Below are 19,267 nucleotides of genomic sequence, written 5' to 3'. Positions count from 1 at the left end.
CGCCGCGCCGCCCGGCTCACCCCGGACGTGGAGCGCCTGCGGGAGCGCCCGGCGCCGGCCAGCGTCGTCGTCGGTGACACCGACGACCGCGTCGAGCTCCAGTCCCTGGGCACCGGCCGGCGGGTCCGCGGCGCACTGGCCGTGGGCACCGGGGCGGCGCTCGGCACCGCGGAGCGCTACGCGGTGCACTCGGCGGTCGCCCTGCTCACCCTCACCACGGCGCGCTCCCGCTCGCTCCAGGGTGCCGAACAGCGGCTCGGCGCCGCGGTGCTGCGCATGCTCCTGGCCGGCCAGCCCGACCACGCGCGCGGCGTCGCCGGGGATCTGTACGGCGGGCTGCTCGACGCGCCCTTCCGGCTCCTCATTGCCGAGGCCGCCGAAGCGTCGACCACGGCGCAGCTCAGCGAGGCCATGGAGACCGCCGCCGCCCGCTCCGGCGAAACGCTGCTGATGGTGCCCGAGGGCGAACGCCTCGTCGTGCTGGCCGCCGACGGAGGTGCCGCGGTCGCCGCCTGCGCCGCGTACGCCGAGGCGCAGGAGGCCGCGCCCCCGCGCGAACCTGCGGCACCGGATGCGGAGGTGGTCGTCGGACTCTCCGCCCCCGCGGGGCCCATCGCCGTGTCCGCCGCGTACAAACAGGCGGAGCAGGCACTCTCGGTCGCCCGCCGCCGGGGCAGGGCGCTGGTCGAGCACGAGGAACTGGCCGCCGGGTCCGTCCTGCCGCTGCTCGCGGACGACGCGGTCAGGGCCTTCGCCGACGGAATGCTCCGCGCCCTGTACGAGCACGATGCCAAGGGCCGCGGCGACCTCGTGGCCTCCCTGCGGGCCTGGCTCTCGCACCACGGCCAGTGGGACGCGGCCGCGGCGGACCTGGGGGTGCACCGGCACACCCTGCGCTACCGCATGCGCCGGGTGGAAGAGATCCTCGGCCGTTCGCTGGACGACGCGGACGTACGGATGGAGCTGTGGCTCGCCCTCAAGGTCGCGAGCCCGCCGACGGCGTCGTAACCCCTCTTCCGCCTGCGACAAACCGGCGCACCGCGCCCCGCTTGTGCTCCACGCCGGACAAACGCCAGGCGGACACCACGGCCCTACGGTAGGGACGGAACACCCCACGCCATCGAAGGGCCGGAACCTCCATGACCTCCACCCACGCCTTCTGGCTGGCCGGCCGCGAGGCCACCGGCGAGGAAAGCTTCGCCGTCACCAACTCCTGGGACGGGCGTCTCGTCGGCACCGTCAGCGTGCCCACCGAGGCCCAGGTGGAGGAGGCCGTCGCCGCCGCGCACGCCGTGCGCGACGAGTTCGCCGCGACCCCGGCCCACGTCCGCGCCGCCGCGCTCGACCACGTGGCCCGGCGCCTGACGGAGCGCACCGAGGAGATCGCCCAGGTGATCTCCGCCGAGAACGGCAAGCCGATCAAGTGGGCGCGCGGCGAGGTCGGCCGCGCGGTCTCCGTGTTCCGCTTCGCCTCCGAGGAGGCCCGCCGCTTCAACAGCGGTGACGCCCAGCGCCTGGACACCGACGCCGGTGGCACCGGCCGGCTCGGCCTGACCCGCCGCTTCCCGCGCGGCACGGTCCTCGGTATCGCCCCGTTCAACTTCCCGCTGAACCTGAGCGCCCACAAGGTCGCCCCGGCCATCGCCGTCGGCGCCCCGATCATCCTGAAGCCCGCCCCCGCCACCCCGATCTCCTCGCTGATCCTGGGCGAGCTGCTGGCCGAGACCGACCTGCCCGCCGGTTCCTGGTCGGTGCTGACGGTCCCCAACGACCGCATGCCCGCCCTCGTCCAGGACGAGCGCCTCCCCGTGATCTCGTTCACCGGGTCCGCCCCGGTCGGCTACGCGATCATGGACTCGGTGCCGCGCAAGCACTGCACCCTGGAGCTCGGCGGCAACGGTGCCGCGGTGGTCCTCGGCGACTACGCCTCCGAGGCGGACCTGGACTGGGCCGCGACCCGGATCGCGACCTTCTCCAACTACCAGGGCGGCCAGTCCTGCATCTCGGTGCAGCGCGTCATCGCGGACGCCGCCGTCTATGACCGGCTCCTGCCGAAGATCGTCGCGGCCGTCGAGGCACAGGTCACCGGCGACCCGTCCGACGCCGCCACCGACGTCGGCCCGCTCGTCGACGAGAACGCCGCCAAGCGCGTCGAGTCCTGGGTCGACGAGGCCGTCGAGGCCGGCGCCCAGCTGCTCGCCGGCGGCAAGCGCGACGGGTCCACGTACGCGCCGACCGTCCTCGCCGAGCTCCCCGACGGTGTCACCCTCTCCCACGAGGAGGTCTTCGGACCGGTCCTCTCGGTCCAGAAGGTGGACGGCGAGGCCGAGGCGTTCGCCTCCGTGAACTCCTCCCAGTACGGCCTCCAGGCAGGCGTGTTCACCCACGACCTGCAGACCGCCTTCCGCGCCCACCGCGCGCTGGAGGTCGGCGGCGTGATCATCGGCGACGTCCCCTCGTACCGCGCCGACCAGATGCCGTACGGCGGCGCCAAGCAGTCCGGCGTGGGCCGCGAAGGCGTCCGTTACGCGATGGACGACTACACCTACGAGCGCGTCCTGGTCCTCACCGGCCTGGCCCTGTAACCACGGGCGAAGGAACGACGGCTGGGGCCCCACTGTGCGGGGGGCTCCAGCCGTTCCGGCATGCCGCACGCCGTAGCGGGCAGTGGAGTGGTGACCGACCCGATCGGCGCCCGAAGGCTGGTGGCGGTGGCAGGAATCGGGTACATACGGACGAGTAGAACCGATAGGTACGCAAGCGCGGACGGACCCCGGCCGCAGCGGACCTGTCGGGACCACCCACCCGACGAAGCGGCGAGGTGAGCTCCTCATGTCCGCACCATCCGCACAACGTCCGTCCGCACAACCGCACACGCCCAAGGTCACCGAACGCGAAGCGCGGCAGGTGGCCGAGGAAGCGCGCGAGCAGGACTGGCGCAAACCCAGTTTCGCCAAGGAACTCTTCCTGGGCCGCTTCCGGCTCGACCTGATCCATCCGCATCCGACGCCCGCCGCCGAGGACGTGCGGCGCGGCGAGGAGTTCCTCGCCCGGCTGCGCGACTTCTGCGAGACCCGGATCGACGGCGCCCTGATCGAGCGCGAGGCGAAGATCCCCGACGAGGTCGTGAACGGCCTCAAGGAACTCGGCGCGCTGGGCATGAAGATCGACGTGAAGTACGGCGGGCTCGGACTGACGCAGGTCTACTACAACAAGGCCCTCGCCCTGGCCGGCTCCGCCAGCCCCGCGATCGGCGCCCTGCTCTCGGCCCACCAGTCCATCGGCGTGCCGCAGCCCCTGAAGATCTTCGGCAGCCAGGAGCAGAAGGACACCTTCCTGCCCCGGCTGGCCCGTACCGACATCTCGGCGTTCCTCCTCACCGAACCGGACGTGGGCTCCGACCCCGCGCGGCTCGCCACCACAGCCGTCCGGGACGGGGACGACTACGTCCTCGACGGGGTGAAGCTGTGGACCACCAACGGCGTCGTCGCGGACCTGCTGGTCGTCATGGCGCGCGTACCGAAGTCGGAAGGCAGCAAGGGCGGCATCACCGCCTTCGTGGTCGAGGCCGACGCCCCCGGCATCACCGTGGAACACCGCAACGCCTTCATGGGGCTGCGCGGTCTGGAGAACGGCGTCACCCGCTTCCACCAGGTGCGGGTCCCCGCGGCGAACCGCATCGGTCCCGAGGGGGCGGGGCTCAAGATCGCCCTCACCACCCTCAACACGGGCCGGCTCTCCCTGCCCGCCATGTGCGTCGGCTCCGGGAAGTGGTGCCTGAAGATCGCCCGGGAATGGTCGGCCGTCCGTGAGCAGTGGGGCCGGCCCGTGGCCCGGCACGAGGCCGTGGGCGTCAAGATCTCCTTCATCGCCGCGACCACCTTCGCCCTCGAAGCCGTGGTCGACCTCTCCTCCCAGATGGCGGACGAGGACCGCAACGACATCCGGATCGAGGCGGCGCTCGCCAAGCTATACGGCTCCGAGATGGGCTGTCTCATGGCCGACGAACTGGTCCAGATCCGCGGCGGCCGGGGCTTCGAGACGGCGGACTCCCTCGCCGCCCGCGGTGAACGGGCCGTCCCCGCCGAGCAGATGCTCCGCGACATGCGGATCAACCGGATCTTCGAGGGCTCGACGGAGATCATGCACCTGCTGATCGCCCGCGAGGCGGTCGACGCCCACCTCAAGGTCGCGGGCGACATCATCGACCCCGACAAGCCGCTCTCCGCCAAGGCCCGGGCGGGCGCGAACGCCGCCGGGTTCTACGCGAAGTGGCTCCCGAAGCTCGTCGCCGGACCGGGACAGCTCCCGCGCACGTACGGGGACTTCCACCCCACCGGCCACGCCGACCTGTCCGGGCACCTGCGCTACGTCGAACGGGCCTCCCGCAAACTGGCCCGCTCCACCTTCTACGCCATGTCCCGCTGGCAGGGCCGGATGGAGACAAAACAGGGCTTCCTCGGCAGGATCGTCGACATCGGCGCGGAACTCTTCGCCATGAGCGCCGCCTGTGTCCGCGCCGAGCACCTGCGCGCCGAGAACGACCACGGCCGCGAGGCGTACCAGCTCGCCGACACCTTCTGCCGCCAGTCCCGCATCAGGATCGAGGAGCTCTTCACCCGGCTCTGGTCCAACACCGACGACCTCGACCGGAAGGTCGTCGACGGAGTCCTCGCGGGCACGTACACCTGGCTGGAGGAGGGCATCGTCGACCCCAGCGGCGAAGGCCCGTGGATCGCCGACGCCACCCCGGGCCCCTCGACCCGGGAGAACCAGCACCGGCCGATCCGCTGAGCCCGTGAAGCCGGAAGGGCGGGGCACGTCCACGCGCTGGACGTGCCCCGCCGCCGTGCGCCCGACACGGCAGGATGGGCGCCCGTGACCGTCATCCATGTCCCCGGTTCCAAGTCCGTCACCGCGCGCGCCCTCTTCCTGGCCGCCGCCGCGAACGGCACCAGCACTCTCGTACGTCCGCTGAGCTCGGACGACACCGAAGGCTTCGCGGAAGGACTCACCGCCCTCGGCTATGCCGTGGAGCCGGGCCCGGAGGCCTGGCGCATCACGGGCCGCCCCGCCGGTCCCGCCGCCACCGACGCCGACGTCTACTGCCGGGACGGCGCGACCACCGCCCGGTTCCTGCCGACCCTCGCGGCGGCCGGCGCCCGCGGCAGCTACCGCTTCGACGCCTCCGCCCAGATGCGCCGCCGCCCGCTCGCCCCGCTCACCGAGGCGCTGCGCACGCTCGGCGTCGACCTCCACCACGAGGCCGCCGAGGGCCACCACCCGCTGCGTATCGAGGCCGCCGGCATCAAGGGCGGCGAACTGACCCTGGACGCCGGGCAGTCCAGCCAGTACCTCACCGCGCTGCTGATGCTCGGGCCGCTGACGGCACAGGGGCTCACGATCACCGTCACCGATCTGGTGTCGGCGCCGTACATCGAGATCACCCTCGCGATGATGCGGAGCTTCGGCGTCGAGGTCACCCGAGGCGGCCCCGGCGACACCGTCTTCACGGTGCCGCCCGGCGGCTACCGGGCCACCACGTACGCCATCGAGCCCGACGCCTCCACCGCCAGCTACTTCTTCGCGGCGGCGGCGCTCACCGGCAGCGAGGTCACCGTCCCCGGCCTCGGACAGGGCGCCCTCCAGGGGGATCTGCGCTTCGTCGACGTGCTGCGCCGCATGGGCGCGGAGGTGCACATGACGACCGACGCCACGACGGTCCGCTCCACCGGAGGGCTCCGCGGTCTCACCGTCAACATGCGGGACATCTCCGACACCATGCCGACGCTCGCCGCGATCGCCCCCTTCGCCTCGGGGCCCGTCCGCATCGAGGACGTCGGCAACACCCGGGTCAAGGAGTGCGACCGGCTGGAGGCGTGCGCCGAGAACCTGCGGCGCATGGGCATCACGGTCACGACCGGTCCGGACTGGATCGAGATCCAGCCGGGCACCCCGCGTCCCACGGAGATCACGACCCACGGCGACCACCGCATCGTCATGTCCTTCGCCGTCGCCGCTCTTCGGACGCCCGGCATCACGTACGACGACCCCGGCTGCGTACGCAAGACGTTCCCGCGCTTCCACGAGGTCTTCGCCGGGTTCGCGGATCTCCTGAACGGATAGGGCCGCGGGCCGCGACGACCTCCGGACACGAGCCGGCGCGGGGCGGCTAGGCTGCGCGGCATGATGTCCGCCTCCGATGTACTGTCCGTCCTTCGCGTGGCGCGCGAGGCCGGTGCGGATGTGGTGATCGCCGGAGGCTGGGGTGTCGACGCGCTGCTCGGCGAGGAGACCCGCAGCCACAAGGATCTCGATCTGCTGCACCGCCGCGAGCAGGAGCCCGCTCTCGTCGCCGCCCTGACGGCGGCCGGATACGCTCAGACGCTCGACTGGCGCCCCGCACGGTTCGTCCTCAGCCACCCGTCCGGGCCGGAAATCGACCTGCATCCCTTGCGGTTCGCCCCCGACGGGTCGGCGGTCCAGTCCTCGCTCGATCCGGAGAAGCCGTTCCGCTACCCGGCGGAGTGCTTCGTCACCGGAACCATCGCGGGGACGCGGGTGCGCTGCATCTCGGTCGGGCAGCAGGTCGAGTTCCACCAGGGATACGAGCCCGGCGAGGCGGACCTGCACGACATGGACCGGCTCCGCAGGGAGTTCGGTGTGGCCACACATTTCTGAGCCGCCCGGCCGGTGACCTCGACCGACGGAATGCGGCACGATCGAGCACCGGCCCACGCGCACGACGAAGCACCAGGGAAAACGGGGACCAGGGAGATGGGGACAGGCATGCACGGGGTGAGGAACCTGCGGGGCCGACTGCGCCGGCCGGTGGTCGTGGGGATGGTGGCCGCGATGGCGCTGGGCATGTCCGCCTGCGGCAGTGACGACGACAGCCCGGCCGGCTCCGCCGGTGCGGAGAAGGACGGCAAGGCCTCGGCCGCGCCCGCGGCGCCCGACGAGGCACGCCTGAAGGCCGCGTCCTTCACCGACGGCGAGAAGGCCGGCACGTACACGGCGTCCGAATACGTCCTCGACGGCCCGCTCGGCGACGCGTACACCGCCGTCCCCGACGGCTGCCAGCCGCTGGTCAGCCTCTCCGGCGAGGTCAGCGACCCGGACCCGGCCGCCGAGGTCCAGCGCAAGGTCGACGTCCCGGACGAGATGCTCGGCGTCACCGTCGACGTCACCCTGCGCAGCTACGCGAGCGGCGGCGCCGCCACCGTCATGAAGGCCCTCGACAAGGCCGGCCGCGACTGCGCCGGCGGCTTCACCGAGCAGCGGGCCGTCGCGGCCGCGAAATACCTGAAGGCCGAGCCCGCCAAGGCCCCCGCCTTCGCGGCCGAGGCCGACGAGGCGAAGGCGTACCGCTTCACCATCCTCGACGTGAAGGGGCAGCAGAAGCTGTACGAGTACCTCACCGTCGTCCGCTCCGGCTCCACGACCCTCTCCTTCCGGGCGGAGATCACCTCCACCGAGGACATCGGCGGGGTGCCGCCCGAGGTGATGGCCGCCCAGTGGGCGAAGTTCCGCGCGGCGAAGGGCTGAGGGCTCGATGAGCGAGCAGCCACCACACGGCGCGAGGGACGCGCTGTCAGTGCGCACAGCCGATGCGGTGACAATGGGGGGCATGAGCGACAGCCCCGCCCCCCTCGCCGACCCGCACCTCGTCTTCGACGCCGTGGAAGGCCGCCGGGATCTCGTCATCCTCGGCTCCACCGGGTCCATCGGCACCCAGGCCATCGACCTGGTGCTGCGCAACCCCGACCGCTTCCGCGTCACCGCGCTCTCCGCGGCGGGCGGCCGGGTCGCCCTCCTCGCCGAGCAGGCGCGCCGGCTGAGGGTGCGCACGGTCGCCGTCGCCTCTCCCGACGCGGTACCGGCCCTGCGTGAGGCCCTGCGCAAGGAGTACGGAGCAGGGGAACAGCCTCCCGAGATCCTGGCCGGACCCGACGCCGCCACACAGCTGGCCGGCAGCGACTGCCACACCGTGCTGAACGGGATCACCGGCTCGATCGGGCTCGCCCCCACCCTGGCCGCGCTGAAGGCGGGCCGCACGCTGGCGCTCGCCAACAAGGAGTCGCTGATCGTCGGCGGCCCCCTCGTCAAGGCGCTCGCCGCCCCCGGCCAGATCATCCCGGTCGACTCCGAACACGCCGCGCTCTTCCAGGCGCTCGCGGCCGGCAAGCGCGCCGATGTCCGCAAGCTCGTCGTCACCGCGTCCGGCGGCCCGTTCCGGGGACGTACGAGGAGCGAGCTCGCCGACGTCACACGCGAGCAGGCACTCAACCACCCGACCTGGGCCATGGGCCCGGTCATCACGGTCAATTCGGCCACCCTGGTCAACAAGGGTCTCGAGGTCATCGAGGCGCACCTCCTCTACGACATCCCCTTCGACCGGATCGAGGTCGTGGTCCACCCCCAGTCGTACGTGCACTCCATGGTCGAGTTCACCGACGGCTCCACCCTCGCCCAGGCCACCCCGCCCGACATGGGCGGACCGATCGCCATCGGCCTCGGCTGGCCGCAGCGCGTACCCGACGCGGCGCCCGCCTTCGACTGGACGAAGGCGTCCACGTGGGAGTTCTTCCCGCTCGACACGGAGGCCTTCCCGTCCGTCGGACTCGCACGGCACGTGGGCACGCTCGGCGGCACCGCCCCGGCGGTGTTCAACGCGGCGAACGAGGAGTGCGTGGACGCGTTCCTCGACGGCCGGCTGGCGTTCAACGGCATCATGGACACGGTCACCGCGGTGGTGGAAGAACACGGAACGCCCGCGACGGGAACTTCCCTCACGGTCGCGGACGTCCTTGAAGCGGAGGCCTGGGCACGGACCCGGGCCCAGGAACTTTCGGCCAAGGCCACCGCGGAGGCGCGCGCATGAGTATGACGTCGATCCTGCTCACGATTCTCGGCATCGCCATCTTCGTCGTCGGCCTGCTGTTCTCCATCGCCTGGCACGAGCTGGGCCACCTGTCGACGGCGAAGCTCTTCGGTATCCGCGTCCCCCAGTACATGGTCGGCTTCGGCCCGACGATCTGGTCGCGGAAGAAGGGCGACACGGAGTACGGGATCAAGGCCATCCCGGCAGGCGGCTACATCCGCATGATCGGGATGTTCCCGCCCGGAGCCGACGGGAGGGTGGAGGCGCGGTCCACCTCGCCGTGGCGCAGCATGATCGAGGACGCCAGATCCGCCGCCTTCGAGGAGCTCGAAGAGGGCGACGAGAAGCGCCTCTTCTACACGCGCAAGCCGTGGAAGCGTGTCATCGTCATGTTCGCCGGCCCCTTCATGAACCTGATCCTGGCCGTGGCGATCTTCCTCGGCGTGGCCATGACCTTCGGCTTCCAGACGCAGACGACCGATGTCGCGGGCGTCCAGAAGTGTGTGATCTCCCAGAGCGAGAAGCGGGAGACCTGCAAGGAGTCCGACCCGGTCTCGCCCGCGCAGGCCGCCGGCCTGAAGGTGGGCGACAAGATCGTCGCGTTCAACGGCCAGAAGATCGACGAGTGGTCCGTCCTCTCCGACAGGATCCGCGACACGATCGGCCCCGCTACCATCACGGTCCAGCGCGACGGGCAGGAGAAGACGCTCCACGCGGTGCTCAAGAAGAACGCCGTGCTGAAGAAGGACTCCGACGGCGAGGTGATCCCGGGGAAGTACGTCTCCGCCGGCTACCTCGGCTTCGCGGCCCAGACGGAGATCGTCCCGCTCTCCTTCGGTGACTCCGTCGTCCGCATGGGCGACATGATCGAGAACGGCGTCGATTCGATCATCGCTCTGCCGTCCAAGATCCCGGCCCTGTGGGACGCGGCCTTCTCGGACGGCGAGCGCGCGGCCGACTCCCCGGTGGGCGTCGTCGGCGCGGCCAGGATCGGCGGCGAGGTGATGAACCTGGACGTGCCGGCACAGAACCAGGTCGCCATGATGCTGTTCGTCCTGGCCACCTTCAACCTCTCGCTGTTCCTCTTCAACATGCTGCCGCTGCTGCCGCTCGACGGCGGCCACATCGCGGGGGCCCTGTGGGAGGCGCTGCGGCGGAACGTGGCGCGGATCTTCAAGCGCCCCGACCCCGGCCCGTTCGACGTGGCCAAGCTGATGCCGGTCGCCTACGTGGTCGCCGGGGTGTTCATCTGCTTCACCCTGCTCGTCCTGGTCGCCGACGTCGTGAACCCGGTCAAGATCTCCTGACCGGGCCGTCCCGGGGGCGCCTGTACCCCGAGTGACGGCGGATGCGCACGGTGCGTCCGGGACCCCATATTTTGCCCGGGTTCCCGGACGCGGTGTGCTTCACGCCGTGCTCGGTGCCGTAACCTCGAAGGCCGGAGCCCGCCGACTTCGGGACCTCGATCCACACCTTGGGGATGCTCAGCGCATGACTGCGATTTCTCTCGGAATGCCCACCGTTCCGACCCAGCTCGCCGTACGGCGGGTCAGCCGCAAGATCCAGGTCGGGTCGGTGGCGGTCGGTGGGGACGCGCCGGTTTCGGTGCAGTCGATGACGACGACGCGTACGTCGGACATCGGTGCCACGCTCCAGCAGATCGCGGAGCTGACCGCCTCGGGCTGTCAGATCGTCCGCGTGGCGTGCCCGACCCAGGACGACGCGGACGCACTCGCGACGATCGCCTCGAAGTCGCAGATCCCGGTGATCGCCGACATCCACTTCCAGCCGAAGTACGTCTTCGCCGCGATCGACGCGGGATGCGCCGCGGTCCGGGTGAACCCCGGGAACATCAAGCAGTTCGACGACAAGGTCAAGGAGATCGCGCGGGCGGCGAACGACGCCGGCACGCCGATCCGGATCGGCGTGAACGCCGGTTCGCTGGACGCGCGACTGCTGAAGAAGTACGGCAAGGCCACGCCCGAGGCGCTGGTGGAGTCGGCGCTGTGGGAGGCGTCCCTCTTCGAGGAGCACGGCTTCCGGGACATCAAGATCTCCGTCAAGCACAACGACCCCGTCGTGATGGTCAACGCCTACCGGCAGCTCGCCGCCCAGTGCGACTACCCGCTGCACCTCGGCGTGACCGAGGCCGGCCCGGCGTTCCAGGGCACCATCAAGTCGGCCGTCGCCTTCGGCGCCCTGCTGAGCGAGGGCATCGGCGACACGATCCGCGTCTCGCTGTCGGCGCCACCGGCCGAGGAGGTCAAGGTCGGGCTCCAGATCCTGGAGTCGCTGAACCTGAAGCAGCGGCGGCTGGAGATCGTGTCCTGCCCGTCGTGCGGCCGTGCGCAGGTCGACGTCTACAAGCTGGCCGACCAGGTGAGCGCCGGTCTCGAGGGCATGGAGGTCCCGCTGCGCGTCGCCGTGATGGGCTGTGTCGTCAACGGCCCCGGCGAGGCACGCGAGGCAGACCTGGGCGTCGCCTCGGGCAACGGCAAGGGTCAGATCTTCGTCAAGGGCGAGATCATCAAGACCGTGCCCGAGTCGAAGATCGTCGAGACCCTCATCGAGGAAGCCCTCAAGATCGCCGAGCAGATGGAGAAGGACGGCATCGCCTCGGGCGAGCCCGAGGTCTCCATCAGCTGACCCCATGCCTTCCACGACAGCGCCCCGCCGGAGCAACCCTCCGCGCGGGGCGCTGTCCGTGAGCGACGTCACCGGGGGTCGCGGAGGCTGTTCACGGCCACAAGCGGCGTGCCACAGCCTCTTTGGGTACAGTGCGGAAATCAGCAGACCGCATGGTGAGGCCCCCTCGTGTTGACGCAGACCACCACCCGGGTCCTCGAACCCAGCGACCTCGGCGCCGCCCTCGCGGTGCTGGAGAGCGAACCCGTAGCCAACGCCTTCGTGACCTCCCGGGTCCAGATCGCAGGCCTCGACCCCTGGCGCCTGGGCGGCGAGATGTGGGGCTGGTACGCCAACGGCCACCTGCGGTCGCTCTGTTACTCAGGAGCCAACCTCGTCCCCATCTGCGCCACCCCCGAGGCCGTCCGCGCCTTCGCCGACCGTGCCCGCAGGGCCGGCCGCCGCTGCTCCTCGATCGTGGGTCCGGCCGGGCCCACCGCACAGCTGTGGCGGCTCCTCGAACCGGGCTGGGGCCCCGCCCGCGAGGTCCGGGCCAACCAGCCGCTCATGGTCACCGAGAGCCCGTCCGCCGATGTGGCACCCGACCCCCTGGTCCGCCGCGTCCGCAAGGACGAGATGGACGTCCTCATGCCGGCCTGCGTCGCCATGTTCACCGAAGAGGTCGGCATCTCCCCGCTCGCCGGTGACGGCGGACTCCTCTACCAGGCCCGCGTCGCCGAGCTCATCGGCGCCGGCCGCTCCTTCGCCCGGATCGACGACGGCAAGGTCGTCTTCAAGGCGGAGATCGGCGCCACCACCGCACAGGCCTGCCAGATCCAGGGAGTCTGGGTCGCCCCCGAGTACCGCGGCCGGGGCCACTCCGAGACCGGCATGGCAGCCGTCCTGCGGTACGCGCTGGCCGACGTCGCACCGATCGTCAGCCTGTACGTGAACGACTACAACACCCCCGCGCGCAAGGCGTACCGGCGCATCGGCTTCCGCGAGACCGGCGCGTTCATGAGCGTCCTGTTCTGATCCTTCCGCCGGTCCGCCCCGGCCCGTACCACGCACCCCGCCACGGACAGTAGGGTCTGCTCATGGCAGCAGCTTCCGGGGGAGGACCCCACACCACCGGCGTCCGGATCGGGCCGATCGATCTCGCCGCACGCGTGGACGAGGCGCTCGCCGTGCAGGCCGTCGCCTTCGGACTCGGCCCCGAAGAGATCGAGGTACGACGCCACATCGTCCTCAGACACCTCGACCACCCCTTCGCCCGCGCGCTCGGCGCCCTGACTCCGGACGGCGGCCTCGTCGGGTTCGTCTACGGCATGCCCAACGAGCGCGGCCACTGGTGGTCCACCGTCGTCGAGCCCCACCTGCGGGCCACCGGCTCGGCAGGCTGGCTCGACGACTCCTTCGTGATCACCGAACTCCACGTCCACCCGGAGTTCCAGAACCGGGGCGTCGGCCGCGGCCTCATCACCACCATCACGGACGCCGTCGACCAGCCCCGCTCGATCCTCTCCGCCATCGACACGGAGAGTCCCGCACGCGGTCTGTACCGGTCGCTCGGCTACCGGGACCTCGCCCGGCAGGTGCATTTCCCCAGTGCTCCCATGCCGTACGCGGTCATGGGAGCACCCCTTCCGCTGCTCCGCCCCGGGCGTCCCTGACTCAATCGATTTCCGCCCGCCGGTGCCGCCCGGCTAACCTCCTGCACATCACCCTTCCGAGCAGGAGTTCATCATGGCCCAGGTCCAGCGCATGTCCCGATTGATGATCAAGACACTGCGCGACGACCCGGCGGACGCCGAGACGCTCAACCACAAGCTCCTCGTCCGCGCCGGATACGTACGCCGCACGGCGGCCGGCATCTGGTCCTGGCTGCCGCTCGGCAAGAAGGTCCTGGAGAACATCACCCGCGTCGTTCGCGAGGAGATGGACGCCATCGGCGGCCAGGAGGTCCTGCTCCCCGCGCTCCTCCCCAAGGAGGCGTACGAGGCGAGCGGCCGGTACGACGAGTACGGCGACCTGCTGTTCCGGCTCCAGGACCGCAAGGGCGCCGACTACCTCCTCGGCCCGACGCACGAAGAGGTCTTCACCCAGGTCGTCAAGGACATGTGCTCGTCCTACAAGGACCTGCCCGTGATCCTGTACCAGATCCAGACCAAGTACCGCGACGAGGCCCGCCCCCGCGCCGGCGTGCTGCGCGGCCGCGAGTTCCAGATGAAGGACTCGTACTCCTTCGACACCACCGACGAGGGTCTCGCCGAGGCGTACCAGCTGCACCGCGGCGCCTACATCCGGATCTTCGAGCGGCTCGGCCTCGACCACCGCATCGTCTCCGCGGTCTCCGGCGCCATGGGCGGCTCCGCCTCCGAGGAGTTCCTCGCCCCCGCGCCCGCTGGTGAGGACACCTTCGTCGACTGTCCGAACTGCGACTACGCCGCCAACACCGAGGCCGTGACGTTCAACGCCACCCCGGTCGACGGCTCGGCGACCGGTCCCGTCGAGGAGCTGGACACCCCCGACACCCCGACCATCGAGACCCTCGCCGCCCACCTCGGCGTCCCGGCCTCCGCCACCCTGAAGAACCTCCTGGTCAAGGTCGACGGCGAGATCGTGGCCGTGGGCGTGCCCGGCGACCGCGAGGTCGACCTCGGCAAGCTCGGCGAGCACCTCACCCCGGCCGTCGTCGAGCTCGTCACGGCCGAGGACTTCGTGGGCCGCCCCGACCTCGTCCGCGGCTACGTCGGACCGCAGGGTCTGGAGAAGGTCCGCTACATCGCCGACCCGCGCGTCGCCGCCGGCACCGCCTGGATCACGGGTGCCAACAAGGAGGGCAAGCACGCGAGGAACGTCGTCGCCGGCCGTGACTTCGAGGTCGACGACTACCTTGACGTCGTCGTCGTCGAGGCGGGCGACCCCTGCCCCAAGTGCGGCGCCGGCCTCCAGGTGGACCGCGCCATCGAGATCGGCCACATCTTCCAGCTCGGCCGCAAGTACGCCGACATCTTCTCCCTCGACGTGCTCGGCCAGCAGGGCAAGCCCGTCCGCGTCACGATGGGCTCGTACGGCATCGGCGTCTCCCGCGCGGTGGCCGCGCTCGCCGAGCAGACCGCCGACGACAAGGGCCTGTGCTGGCCCCGCGAGATCGCCCCGGCCGACGTGCACGTCGTCGCCGCGGGCAAGGCGCTCCAGACGGAGCTCGCCCTCGACGTCTCCGAGAAGCTGAACGCCGCCGGCCTGCGCGTCCTGGTCGACGACCGCCCGGGCATCTCGCCCGGCGTCAAGTTCACCGACTCCGAGCTCATCGGCGTCCCGAAGATCCTGGTCGCGGGACGCCGTTCGGCCGAGGGCGTCCTCGAGCTGAAGGACCGCCGCACCGGCGAGCGCGAGGAGCTCACGGTCGACGAGGCGATCGCCCGCCTCACCGAGCAGGGCTGACCGCCCGGCCACATGCCGAAGGGCCCCGCACGGAGATCCGTGCGGGGCCCTTCGGCATGCGCGGCGGCTACAGCCAGCCGGCGAACTCCAGTGTCACTTCGCCCTCCTCGCGGCGCCCCGCCGCCAGCGCCCGGGTGCCCGACTCCACCGCGCGGAACAGCGTCCAGCCGTGCAGCCGCTCCCGGTCCACGTCCAGGGCGTCCGCGAGCTTCTTGATCCTGCGCCGGGCGGTCATCGCACCGCCGGGCGAGGCGATCAGGTCCTCGACCCGGTCCCGCACCAGCCGCGCCAGATCGTAGGCCCGCTCGCCGACCACCGGCTCCGGACCGACCGTCAGCCAGGGCGCACGTTCGCCCGAGAGCACCTTGCTCTGCCGGAAGTTGCCGTGCAGCAACAGGGTCTCGGGGGAGTGGGCGACCAGTTCCTCGCGTGCCGCCAGGGCAGCCGAGACCAGGGGCTCCAGGGCGGGATCGTCCGCCGCCGAGGCCCGCATCGCGTCGATACGGAGTCCCGTCCGCCCGGTGACCGTCTCGAAAGAGTGTTCCGGGGGAGGTTCGACCCAGAGCCGCCGCACCGTTCCGGCCGCCTCCAGGAGCGCCTTCGCCTCCGGAAGCGAGCGCAGCGACACCTCGGGATGCAGCCGTTCCAGCAGCAGCGAACCGCCCGCGGTCTCCGGCTCCGCCGCCTTGTCGGGGGCGGCGATCAGCTGGACCGCGCCCCAGCCGTTCCAGTGCGCCAGCGCGGCCCGTTCGAGCTCCGGGGCCGCCCCGGCGGGGGCGAGCTTCAGCGCTGCGGGGGTGCCGTCGGTGTCCCGTACCAGCAGGACCAGGCTGCTACGCCCGCCCGGCGCGGCGACCCGTTCGACGGTCGTCCCCCGCCCGGTCGCGGCCAGTGCCTGCTCGGTCAGCCCGGGTAGCCCCGCGAGCCAGTCCCCGGCGGCCGTATCCCCGTACGACTCGCCGAGCGCTCGCACCAGACGCTGCGGCGGTTCAAAACCCATACGTGCCGTGTTCCCTTTCAGAGCCTGCTTCAGTGCGTCGTGCCGGTTGTGGCCTGCGCGTCGGACCCGGCCTTCGCGCGGGCCCCGGTCGTCTCGTCCTTCGCGCCGGTCCCGTCGGTACGGGACCCGTCCGCGGCACGCTCGACGAGCCCGGGAAAGGGTACGCCGCTGCCGCGCCAGCGGACCGCGCGCACCGCGGCCTCCCGCAGCGCGTCCGCCGCCGAGCGGCGCAACGGCCCCTCGGAGGCCCGTACGAGGTCGGAGTAGACATCCGCGACCCGGTCCTCCAGCACGGCGGCCAGGCGCACCGCCGCGGCGGCGTCCGGTACCGCGAACGGCAGAGCGTACGCGGGCCCCGCGGCCACCGGGGCACCGCCCAGGTCGCGCACCGTGCGCACCAGCGCGTCGCGCCGGGCGCGGTGGGCGTGGTGGGCGGCGGTCGCCTCGGCGCGGCGGTCCGCGGCGACCCGGCCGCCCGCCACCCCGTACCCGTACACGGCCGCGTGTTCGGCGGCCAGTGCCGCCTGCGCGGCCTCCAGCGTCCCGTCCTCGCTCATGCCTTCGTCTCCTTGGCCAGTTCGGTCAGCAGGTAGGCGTGGGCCGAGGCAGCCGCCGCGACCGACGCGAGCAGCCGGGCCAGTTCCGGCGGGGCCTTCATCAGTGCCTGGGTGTGCGAGGCGGCGGCACGGCGTTCCGCGGCGGCCAGCTCCCGGACCGCCGCCCGGGCGTCACCGGTGCCGGGCCGGGTCCGGACGAGGCCGAGCGCGTCGCCGGGGCCCAGGGCCGTGATGTGGGCGCGGACGGCGTCCCGCAGCGGGGTGAGCCCGGCCGCGGTCGCCGGATGGGCCCGGACGACGGTCTCGTACTGGGCGAACAGCGAGGTGCTCACGCCGCGGGCCGCTGCCCGCAGCGAGGTCTCCGCCCGGCCGGCCGAGGAGCGGTCGGCCGCGGTCCGCGCGCCGGCCTGTGCGGACCCCTTGCGTCCGGCGCTCTCGTCGTCCCCGCCGCTGCCACAGCCGGCCAGCACCGCCCCCATGGCGATCGCTCCCGTCGCGGTCAGCGCTCCCCTGCGCGTCGTCCCCGTGCGCCGCACTTGTTCTCCTTCGGGCCTGGACCTGTCTTGACTGGATCTGTCCGGAAGTGATCACGCGTTGGCGAGCGTACCCGCGCCCGGGGGGCCGGCGGACAGCAACACCCCTTGGGACCGGATACCCTTTGACCAGACACGCGACGATCCCCACAACAGCACACGCGGCCGAGGAGTCACCCGGATGAGCACCACCCAGAGCGAGAGGCTGCGCGGGCTGGTCGAACCGCTCGTCAGCGCCGAGCAGCTGGATCTGGAAGAGATCGAAGTGTCCCGGGCCGGCCGTCGCCGGGTGCTGCGGATCATCGTGGACTCCGAGGAGGGCGTGGAGCTCGACGCCTGTGCGGATCTGAGCCGCGCGATCTCCGCCAAGCTCGACGAGACCGACGCGATGGGCGAGGACGAGTACGTCCTGGAGGTCAGCTCTCCCGGTGCCGACCGCCCGCTGACGGAGCACCGCCACTACGTACGTGCCACGGGCCGTCTGGCCCGGCTGACGCTCAACGAGGGCGGCGAGCTGGTGGCCCGCATCCTCGCGGTCGACGAAGAGGGCCTCGATCTCGAGGTGCCGGGCGTCAAGGGCCGCAAGCCCACGTCCCGCCGGATCGCGTTCGACGAGATCGCCAGGGCGCGCGTGGAGCTGGAATTCAACCGCAAGGACAAGAAGGAAGAGGAGGCGTAGCCGTGGACATCGATGTGAAGCTTCTGAAGGGCTTGGCGCAGGACAAGGAGATCCCGTTCGACGTGCTCGTCGAGGCGATCGAGTCGGCCCTCCTCATCGCGTACCACCGTACGGACGGCAGTCACCGCAGGGCGCGTGTGGAGCTGGACGAGCGCGGCCACGTGACCGTGTGGGCCAAGGAGGACCCGGCCGACCTCGAAGAGGGCCAGGAGCCCAAGGAGTTCGACGACACCCCGTCGGGCTTCGGCCGGATCGCCGCGACCACCGCCAAGCAGGTCATCCTGCAGCGTCTGCGCGACGCCGAGGACGACCGGACGTTCGGTGAGTACGCGGGCCACGAGGGCGACGTCGTGACCGGCGTCGTCCAGCAGGGCAAGGACCCGAAGAACGTCCTCGTCGACATCGGCAAGCTGGAAGCCATCCTGCCGGTGCAGGAGCAGGTGCCGGGCGAGGAGTACACCCATGGCCTGCGGCTGCGCACCTACGTCGTCCGGGTCGCCAAGGGTGTCCGCGGTCCGTCCGTGACGCTGTCGCGGACCCACCCCAACCTCGTGAAGAAGCTCTTCGCGCTGGAGGTCCCGGAGATCGCCGACGGTTCCGTCGAGATCTGCGCGATCGCCCGCGAGGCCGGCCACCGTTCCAAGATCGCCGTACGGTCCACCCGCTCGGGCCTGAACGCCAAGGGTGCCTGCATCGGCCCGATGGGCGGACGTGTGCGCAATGTCATGGCCGAGCTGCACGGCGAGAAGATCGACATCGTGGACTGGTCGGACGACCCGGCCGAGATGGTCGCCAACGCACTGTCGCCCGCACGGGTGAGTGAGGTCGAGGTCGTTGACCTCGGCGCACGTTCGGCCCGGGTCACCGTGCCCGATTACCAGCTGTCGCTGGCGATCGGCAAGGAGGGGCAGAACGCCCGTCTCGCCGCCCGTCTGACGGGCTGGCGCATCGACATCCGCCCGGACACCGAGACCGACGCCGAGCGCGACGTCGCGGACCGTGAGCGGGCCGAGCGGGCCCGGGAGCGCTCCGAGCGGCGCTGACCCGACGGCGATCCCGAAGGTCCGGACGGGCCCCCGTCCGGACCGGGTCCGACAGGACGACAAGGAATAGATCCCGGCGCCACGCCGCTGAGATCACGACAACATCCGTTCGATTCTTGCCCCAAAGGGGTGAGGTCGGTACGGGGAGGTAGACTTAAACGTGTCTGGCCGGACGCACGCTCGCGCTTGCCCCGAACGAACCTGTGTGGGATGCCGGGAGCGAGCGGCCAAGAGCGAGCTGCTGCGCATCGTGGTGGACGGGGACGCATGCGTCCCTGATCCTCGCGGTACGCTGCCCGGCCGGGGTGCATATGTACACCCCGTCTCTGTCTGTCTGGACCTGGCGGTTCGCCGCCGGGCCTTCCCCCGGGCCTTCAAGGCCAAGGGGCCGTTCGACTCCGCTGCGGTGCAGCGGTTCGTCGAGCGGGTGACACCGTAAGAAATTGAACGGCACGGGTCCCCGTGCGGTCAGGTACCTCGCGAGTTGGAAGTAGGTCGA

General features: G+C 71.5%; 18 protein-coding genes. 15 read left to right on the top strand and 3 right to left on the bottom strand.

What is annotated here, in order from left to right; all coding sequences use genetic code 11:
- From JGS39_RS25805 to JGS39_RS25750, 12 genes are all read left to right on the top strand, one after another.
- The coding region (locus JGS39_RS25805) for a PucR family transcriptional regulator (protein ID WP_219571932.1) at window positions 1–1,008 on the top strand (1,008 nt) is incomplete at its 5' end.
- A gap of 131 nt (window positions 1,009–1,139) precedes the next feature.
- Window positions 1,140–2,585 (top strand): aldehyde dehydrogenase family protein, encoded by a 1,446-nt coding sequence (locus JGS39_RS25800; protein WP_219571930.1) that lies wholly within the window; start codon window positions 1,140–1,142, stop codon window positions 2,583–2,585.
- 247 nt (window positions 2,586–2,832) lie between these two features.
- Window positions 2,833–4,794 carry an acyl-CoA dehydrogenase family protein gene (locus JGS39_RS25795; RefSeq protein ID WP_219571928.1) on the top strand — a complete coding sequence of 654 codons (1,962 nt, stop codon included), beginning with the start codon at window positions 2,833–2,835 and terminating at the stop codon, window positions 4,792–4,794.
- 84 nt (window positions 4,795–4,878) lie between these two features.
- On the top strand, window positions 4,879–6,126 hold the full coding sequence (gene aroA / locus JGS39_RS25790) for a 3-phosphoshikimate 1-carboxyvinyltransferase (RefSeq protein ID WP_219571926.1): 1,248 nt from the start codon (window positions 4,879–4,881) through the stop codon (window positions 6,124–6,126).
- 63 nt (window positions 6,127–6,189) lie between these two features.
- Window positions 6,190–6,681, top strand: a complete 492-nt coding sequence (locus JGS39_RS25785; RefSeq protein ID WP_371930490.1) for a nucleotidyltransferase domain-containing protein — start codon at window positions 6,190–6,192, stop codon at window positions 6,679–6,681.
- Between the two features lie 108 nt (window positions 6,682–6,789).
- Complete coding sequence (locus tag JGS39_RS25780; RefSeq protein ID WP_219571922.1) at window positions 6,790–7,548, top strand: hypothetical protein; 759 nt, start codon at window positions 6,790–6,792, stop codon at window positions 7,546–7,548.
- A gap of 82 nt (window positions 7,549–7,630) precedes the next feature.
- On the top strand, window positions 7,631–8,884 hold the full coding sequence (dxr, locus tag JGS39_RS25775) for a 1-deoxy-D-xylulose-5-phosphate reductoisomerase (RefSeq protein WP_219571920.1): 1,254 nt from the start codon (window positions 7,631–7,633) through the stop codon (window positions 8,882–8,884).
- The gene (locus JGS39_RS25770) at window positions 8,881–10,191 is read left to right on the top strand and encodes a M50 family metallopeptidase (RefSeq protein ID WP_219571919.1); all 1,311 of its coding nucleotides are present in this window, start codon (window positions 8,881–8,883) and stop codon (window positions 10,189–10,191) included. Before dxr ends, JGS39_RS25770 begins: the two co-directional genes overlap by 4 nt.
- A gap of 184 nt (window positions 10,192–10,375) precedes the next feature.
- Window positions 10,376–11,530 (top strand): flavodoxin-dependent (E)-4-hydroxy-3-methylbut-2-enyl-diphosphate synthase, encoded by a 1,155-nt coding sequence (ispG, locus tag JGS39_RS25765; RefSeq protein WP_219571918.1) that lies wholly within the window; start codon window positions 10,376–10,378, stop codon window positions 11,528–11,530.
- A 171-nt stretch (window positions 11,531–11,701) separates the two neighbouring features.
- Window positions 11,702–12,544 (top strand): GNAT family N-acetyltransferase, encoded by an 843-nt coding sequence (locus JGS39_RS25760; protein WP_219571935.1) that lies wholly within the window; start codon window positions 11,702–11,704, stop codon window positions 12,542–12,544.
- A 62-nt stretch (window positions 12,545–12,606) separates the two neighbouring features.
- Window positions 12,607–13,182 carry a GNAT family N-acetyltransferase gene (locus tag JGS39_RS25755; RefSeq protein WP_219571916.1) on the top strand — a complete coding sequence of 192 codons (576 nt, stop codon included), beginning with the start codon at window positions 12,607–12,609 and terminating at the stop codon, window positions 13,180–13,182.
- Between the two features lie 73 nt (window positions 13,183–13,255).
- Window positions 13,256–14,956, top strand: a complete 1,701-nt coding sequence (locus tag JGS39_RS25750) for a proline--tRNA ligase (protein ID WP_219571914.1) — start codon at window positions 13,256–13,258, stop codon at window positions 14,954–14,956.
- Window positions 14,957–15,023: 67 nt separating this feature from the next.
- Here the strand turns inward: JGS39_RS25750 and JGS39_RS25745 are convergent, their stop codons facing one another.
- The 3 genes from JGS39_RS25745 to JGS39_RS25735 are packed head-to-tail and all read right to left on the bottom strand — an operon-like array spanning window position 15,024 to window position 17,049.
- A complete protein-coding gene (locus JGS39_RS25745) occupies window positions 15,024–15,956 on the bottom strand; it encodes an aminoglycoside phosphotransferase family protein (protein WP_219571912.1) in 933 nt (310 codons plus the stop codon).
- Window positions 15,957–15,985: 29 nt separating this feature from the next.
- Window positions 15,986–16,513, bottom strand: a complete 528-nt coding sequence (locus JGS39_RS25740; protein ID WP_219571911.1) for a ferritin-like domain-containing protein — start codon at window positions 16,511–16,513, stop codon at window positions 15,986–15,988.
- Entirely contained in the window at window positions 16,510–17,049 is a 540-nt protein-coding gene (locus JGS39_RS25735; protein ID WP_219571909.1) for a hypothetical protein, read from the bottom strand. Before JGS39_RS25735 ends, JGS39_RS25740 begins: the two co-directional genes overlap by 4 nt.
- A 178-nt stretch (window positions 17,050–17,227) precedes the next feature.
- On the opposite strand from JGS39_RS25735, the gene rimP reads away from it, so the two are divergent.
- The 3 genes from rimP to JGS39_RS25720 all read left to right on the top strand — a co-directional run bounded on the left by rimP (window position 17,228) and on the right by JGS39_RS25720 (window position 19,207).
- Window positions 17,228–17,725 carry a ribosome maturation factor RimP gene (gene rimP, locus JGS39_RS25730; protein ID WP_219571907.1) on the top strand — a complete coding sequence of 166 codons (498 nt, stop codon included), beginning with the start codon at window positions 17,228–17,230 and terminating at the stop codon, window positions 17,723–17,725.
- A 2-nt stretch (window positions 17,726–17,727) separates the two neighbouring features.
- Window positions 17,728–18,768 (top strand): transcription termination factor NusA, encoded by a 1,041-nt coding sequence (gene nusA, locus JGS39_RS25725; RefSeq protein WP_219571906.1) that lies wholly within the window; start codon window positions 17,728–17,730, stop codon window positions 18,766–18,768.
- Window positions 18,769–18,928: 160 nt separating this feature from the next.
- Window positions 18,929–19,207 (top strand): YlxR family protein, encoded by a 279-nt coding sequence (locus JGS39_RS25720; RefSeq protein WP_219571904.1) that lies wholly within the window; start codon window positions 18,929–18,931, stop codon window positions 19,205–19,207.
- Window positions 19,208–19,267: the final 60 nt, after the last annotated feature.

The organism is Streptomyces poriferorum (genome assembly GCF_019399235.1).
GTDB lineage: Bacteria > Actinomycetota > Actinomycetes > Streptomycetales > Streptomycetaceae > Streptomyces > Streptomyces poriferorum.
Note: the sequence above shows the minus strand (reverse complement) of the source record. Positions and strands in the feature narration are given on the sequence as shown.

Bases quoted from the DNA above. Each gene is read 5' to 3' on its own strand.
- dxr (WP_219571920.1), top strand. From the start codon at position 7,631: ATGAGCGACAGCCCCGCCCCCCTCGCCGACCCGCACCTCGTCTTCGAC.
- JGS39_RS25780 (WP_219571922.1), top strand. From the start codon at position 6,790: ATGCACGGGGTGAGGAACCTGCGGGGCCGACTGCGCCGGCCGGTGGTC.
- JGS39_RS25755 (WP_219571916.1), top strand. From the start codon at position 12,607: ATGGCAGCAGCTTCCGGGGGAGGACCCCACACCACCGGCGTCCGGATC.
- JGS39_RS25740 (WP_219571911.1), bottom strand. From the start codon at position 16,513: ATGAGCGAGGACGGGACGCTGGAGGCCGCGCAGGCGGCACTGGCCGCC.
- JGS39_RS25795 (WP_219571928.1), top strand. From the start codon at position 2,833: ATGTCCGCACCATCCGCACAACGTCCGTCCGCACAACCGCACACGCCC.
- JGS39_RS25770 (WP_219571919.1), top strand. From the start codon at position 8,881: ATGAGTATGACGTCGATCCTGCTCACGATTCTCGGCATCGCCATCTTC.
- JGS39_RS25800 (WP_219571930.1), top strand. From the start codon at position 1,140: ATGACCTCCACCCACGCCTTCTGGCTGGCCGGCCGCGAGGCCACCGGC.
- JGS39_RS25785 (WP_371930490.1), top strand. From the start codon at position 6,190: ATGTCCGCCTCCGATGTACTGTCCGTCCTTCGCGTGGCGCGCGAGGCC.
- JGS39_RS25745 (WP_219571912.1), bottom strand. From the start codon at position 15,956: ATGGGTTTTGAACCGCCGCAGCGTCTGGTGCGAGCGCTCGGCGAGTCG.
- JGS39_RS25750 (WP_219571914.1), top strand. From the start codon at position 13,256: ATGGCCCAGGTCCAGCGCATGTCCCGATTGATGATCAAGACACTGCGC.
- ispG (WP_219571918.1), top strand. From the start codon at position 10,376: ATGACTGCGATTTCTCTCGGAATGCCCACCGTTCCGACCCAGCTCGCC.
- rimP (WP_219571907.1), top strand. From the start codon at position 17,228: ATGAGCACCACCCAGAGCGAGAGGCTGCGCGGGCTGGTCGAACCGCTC.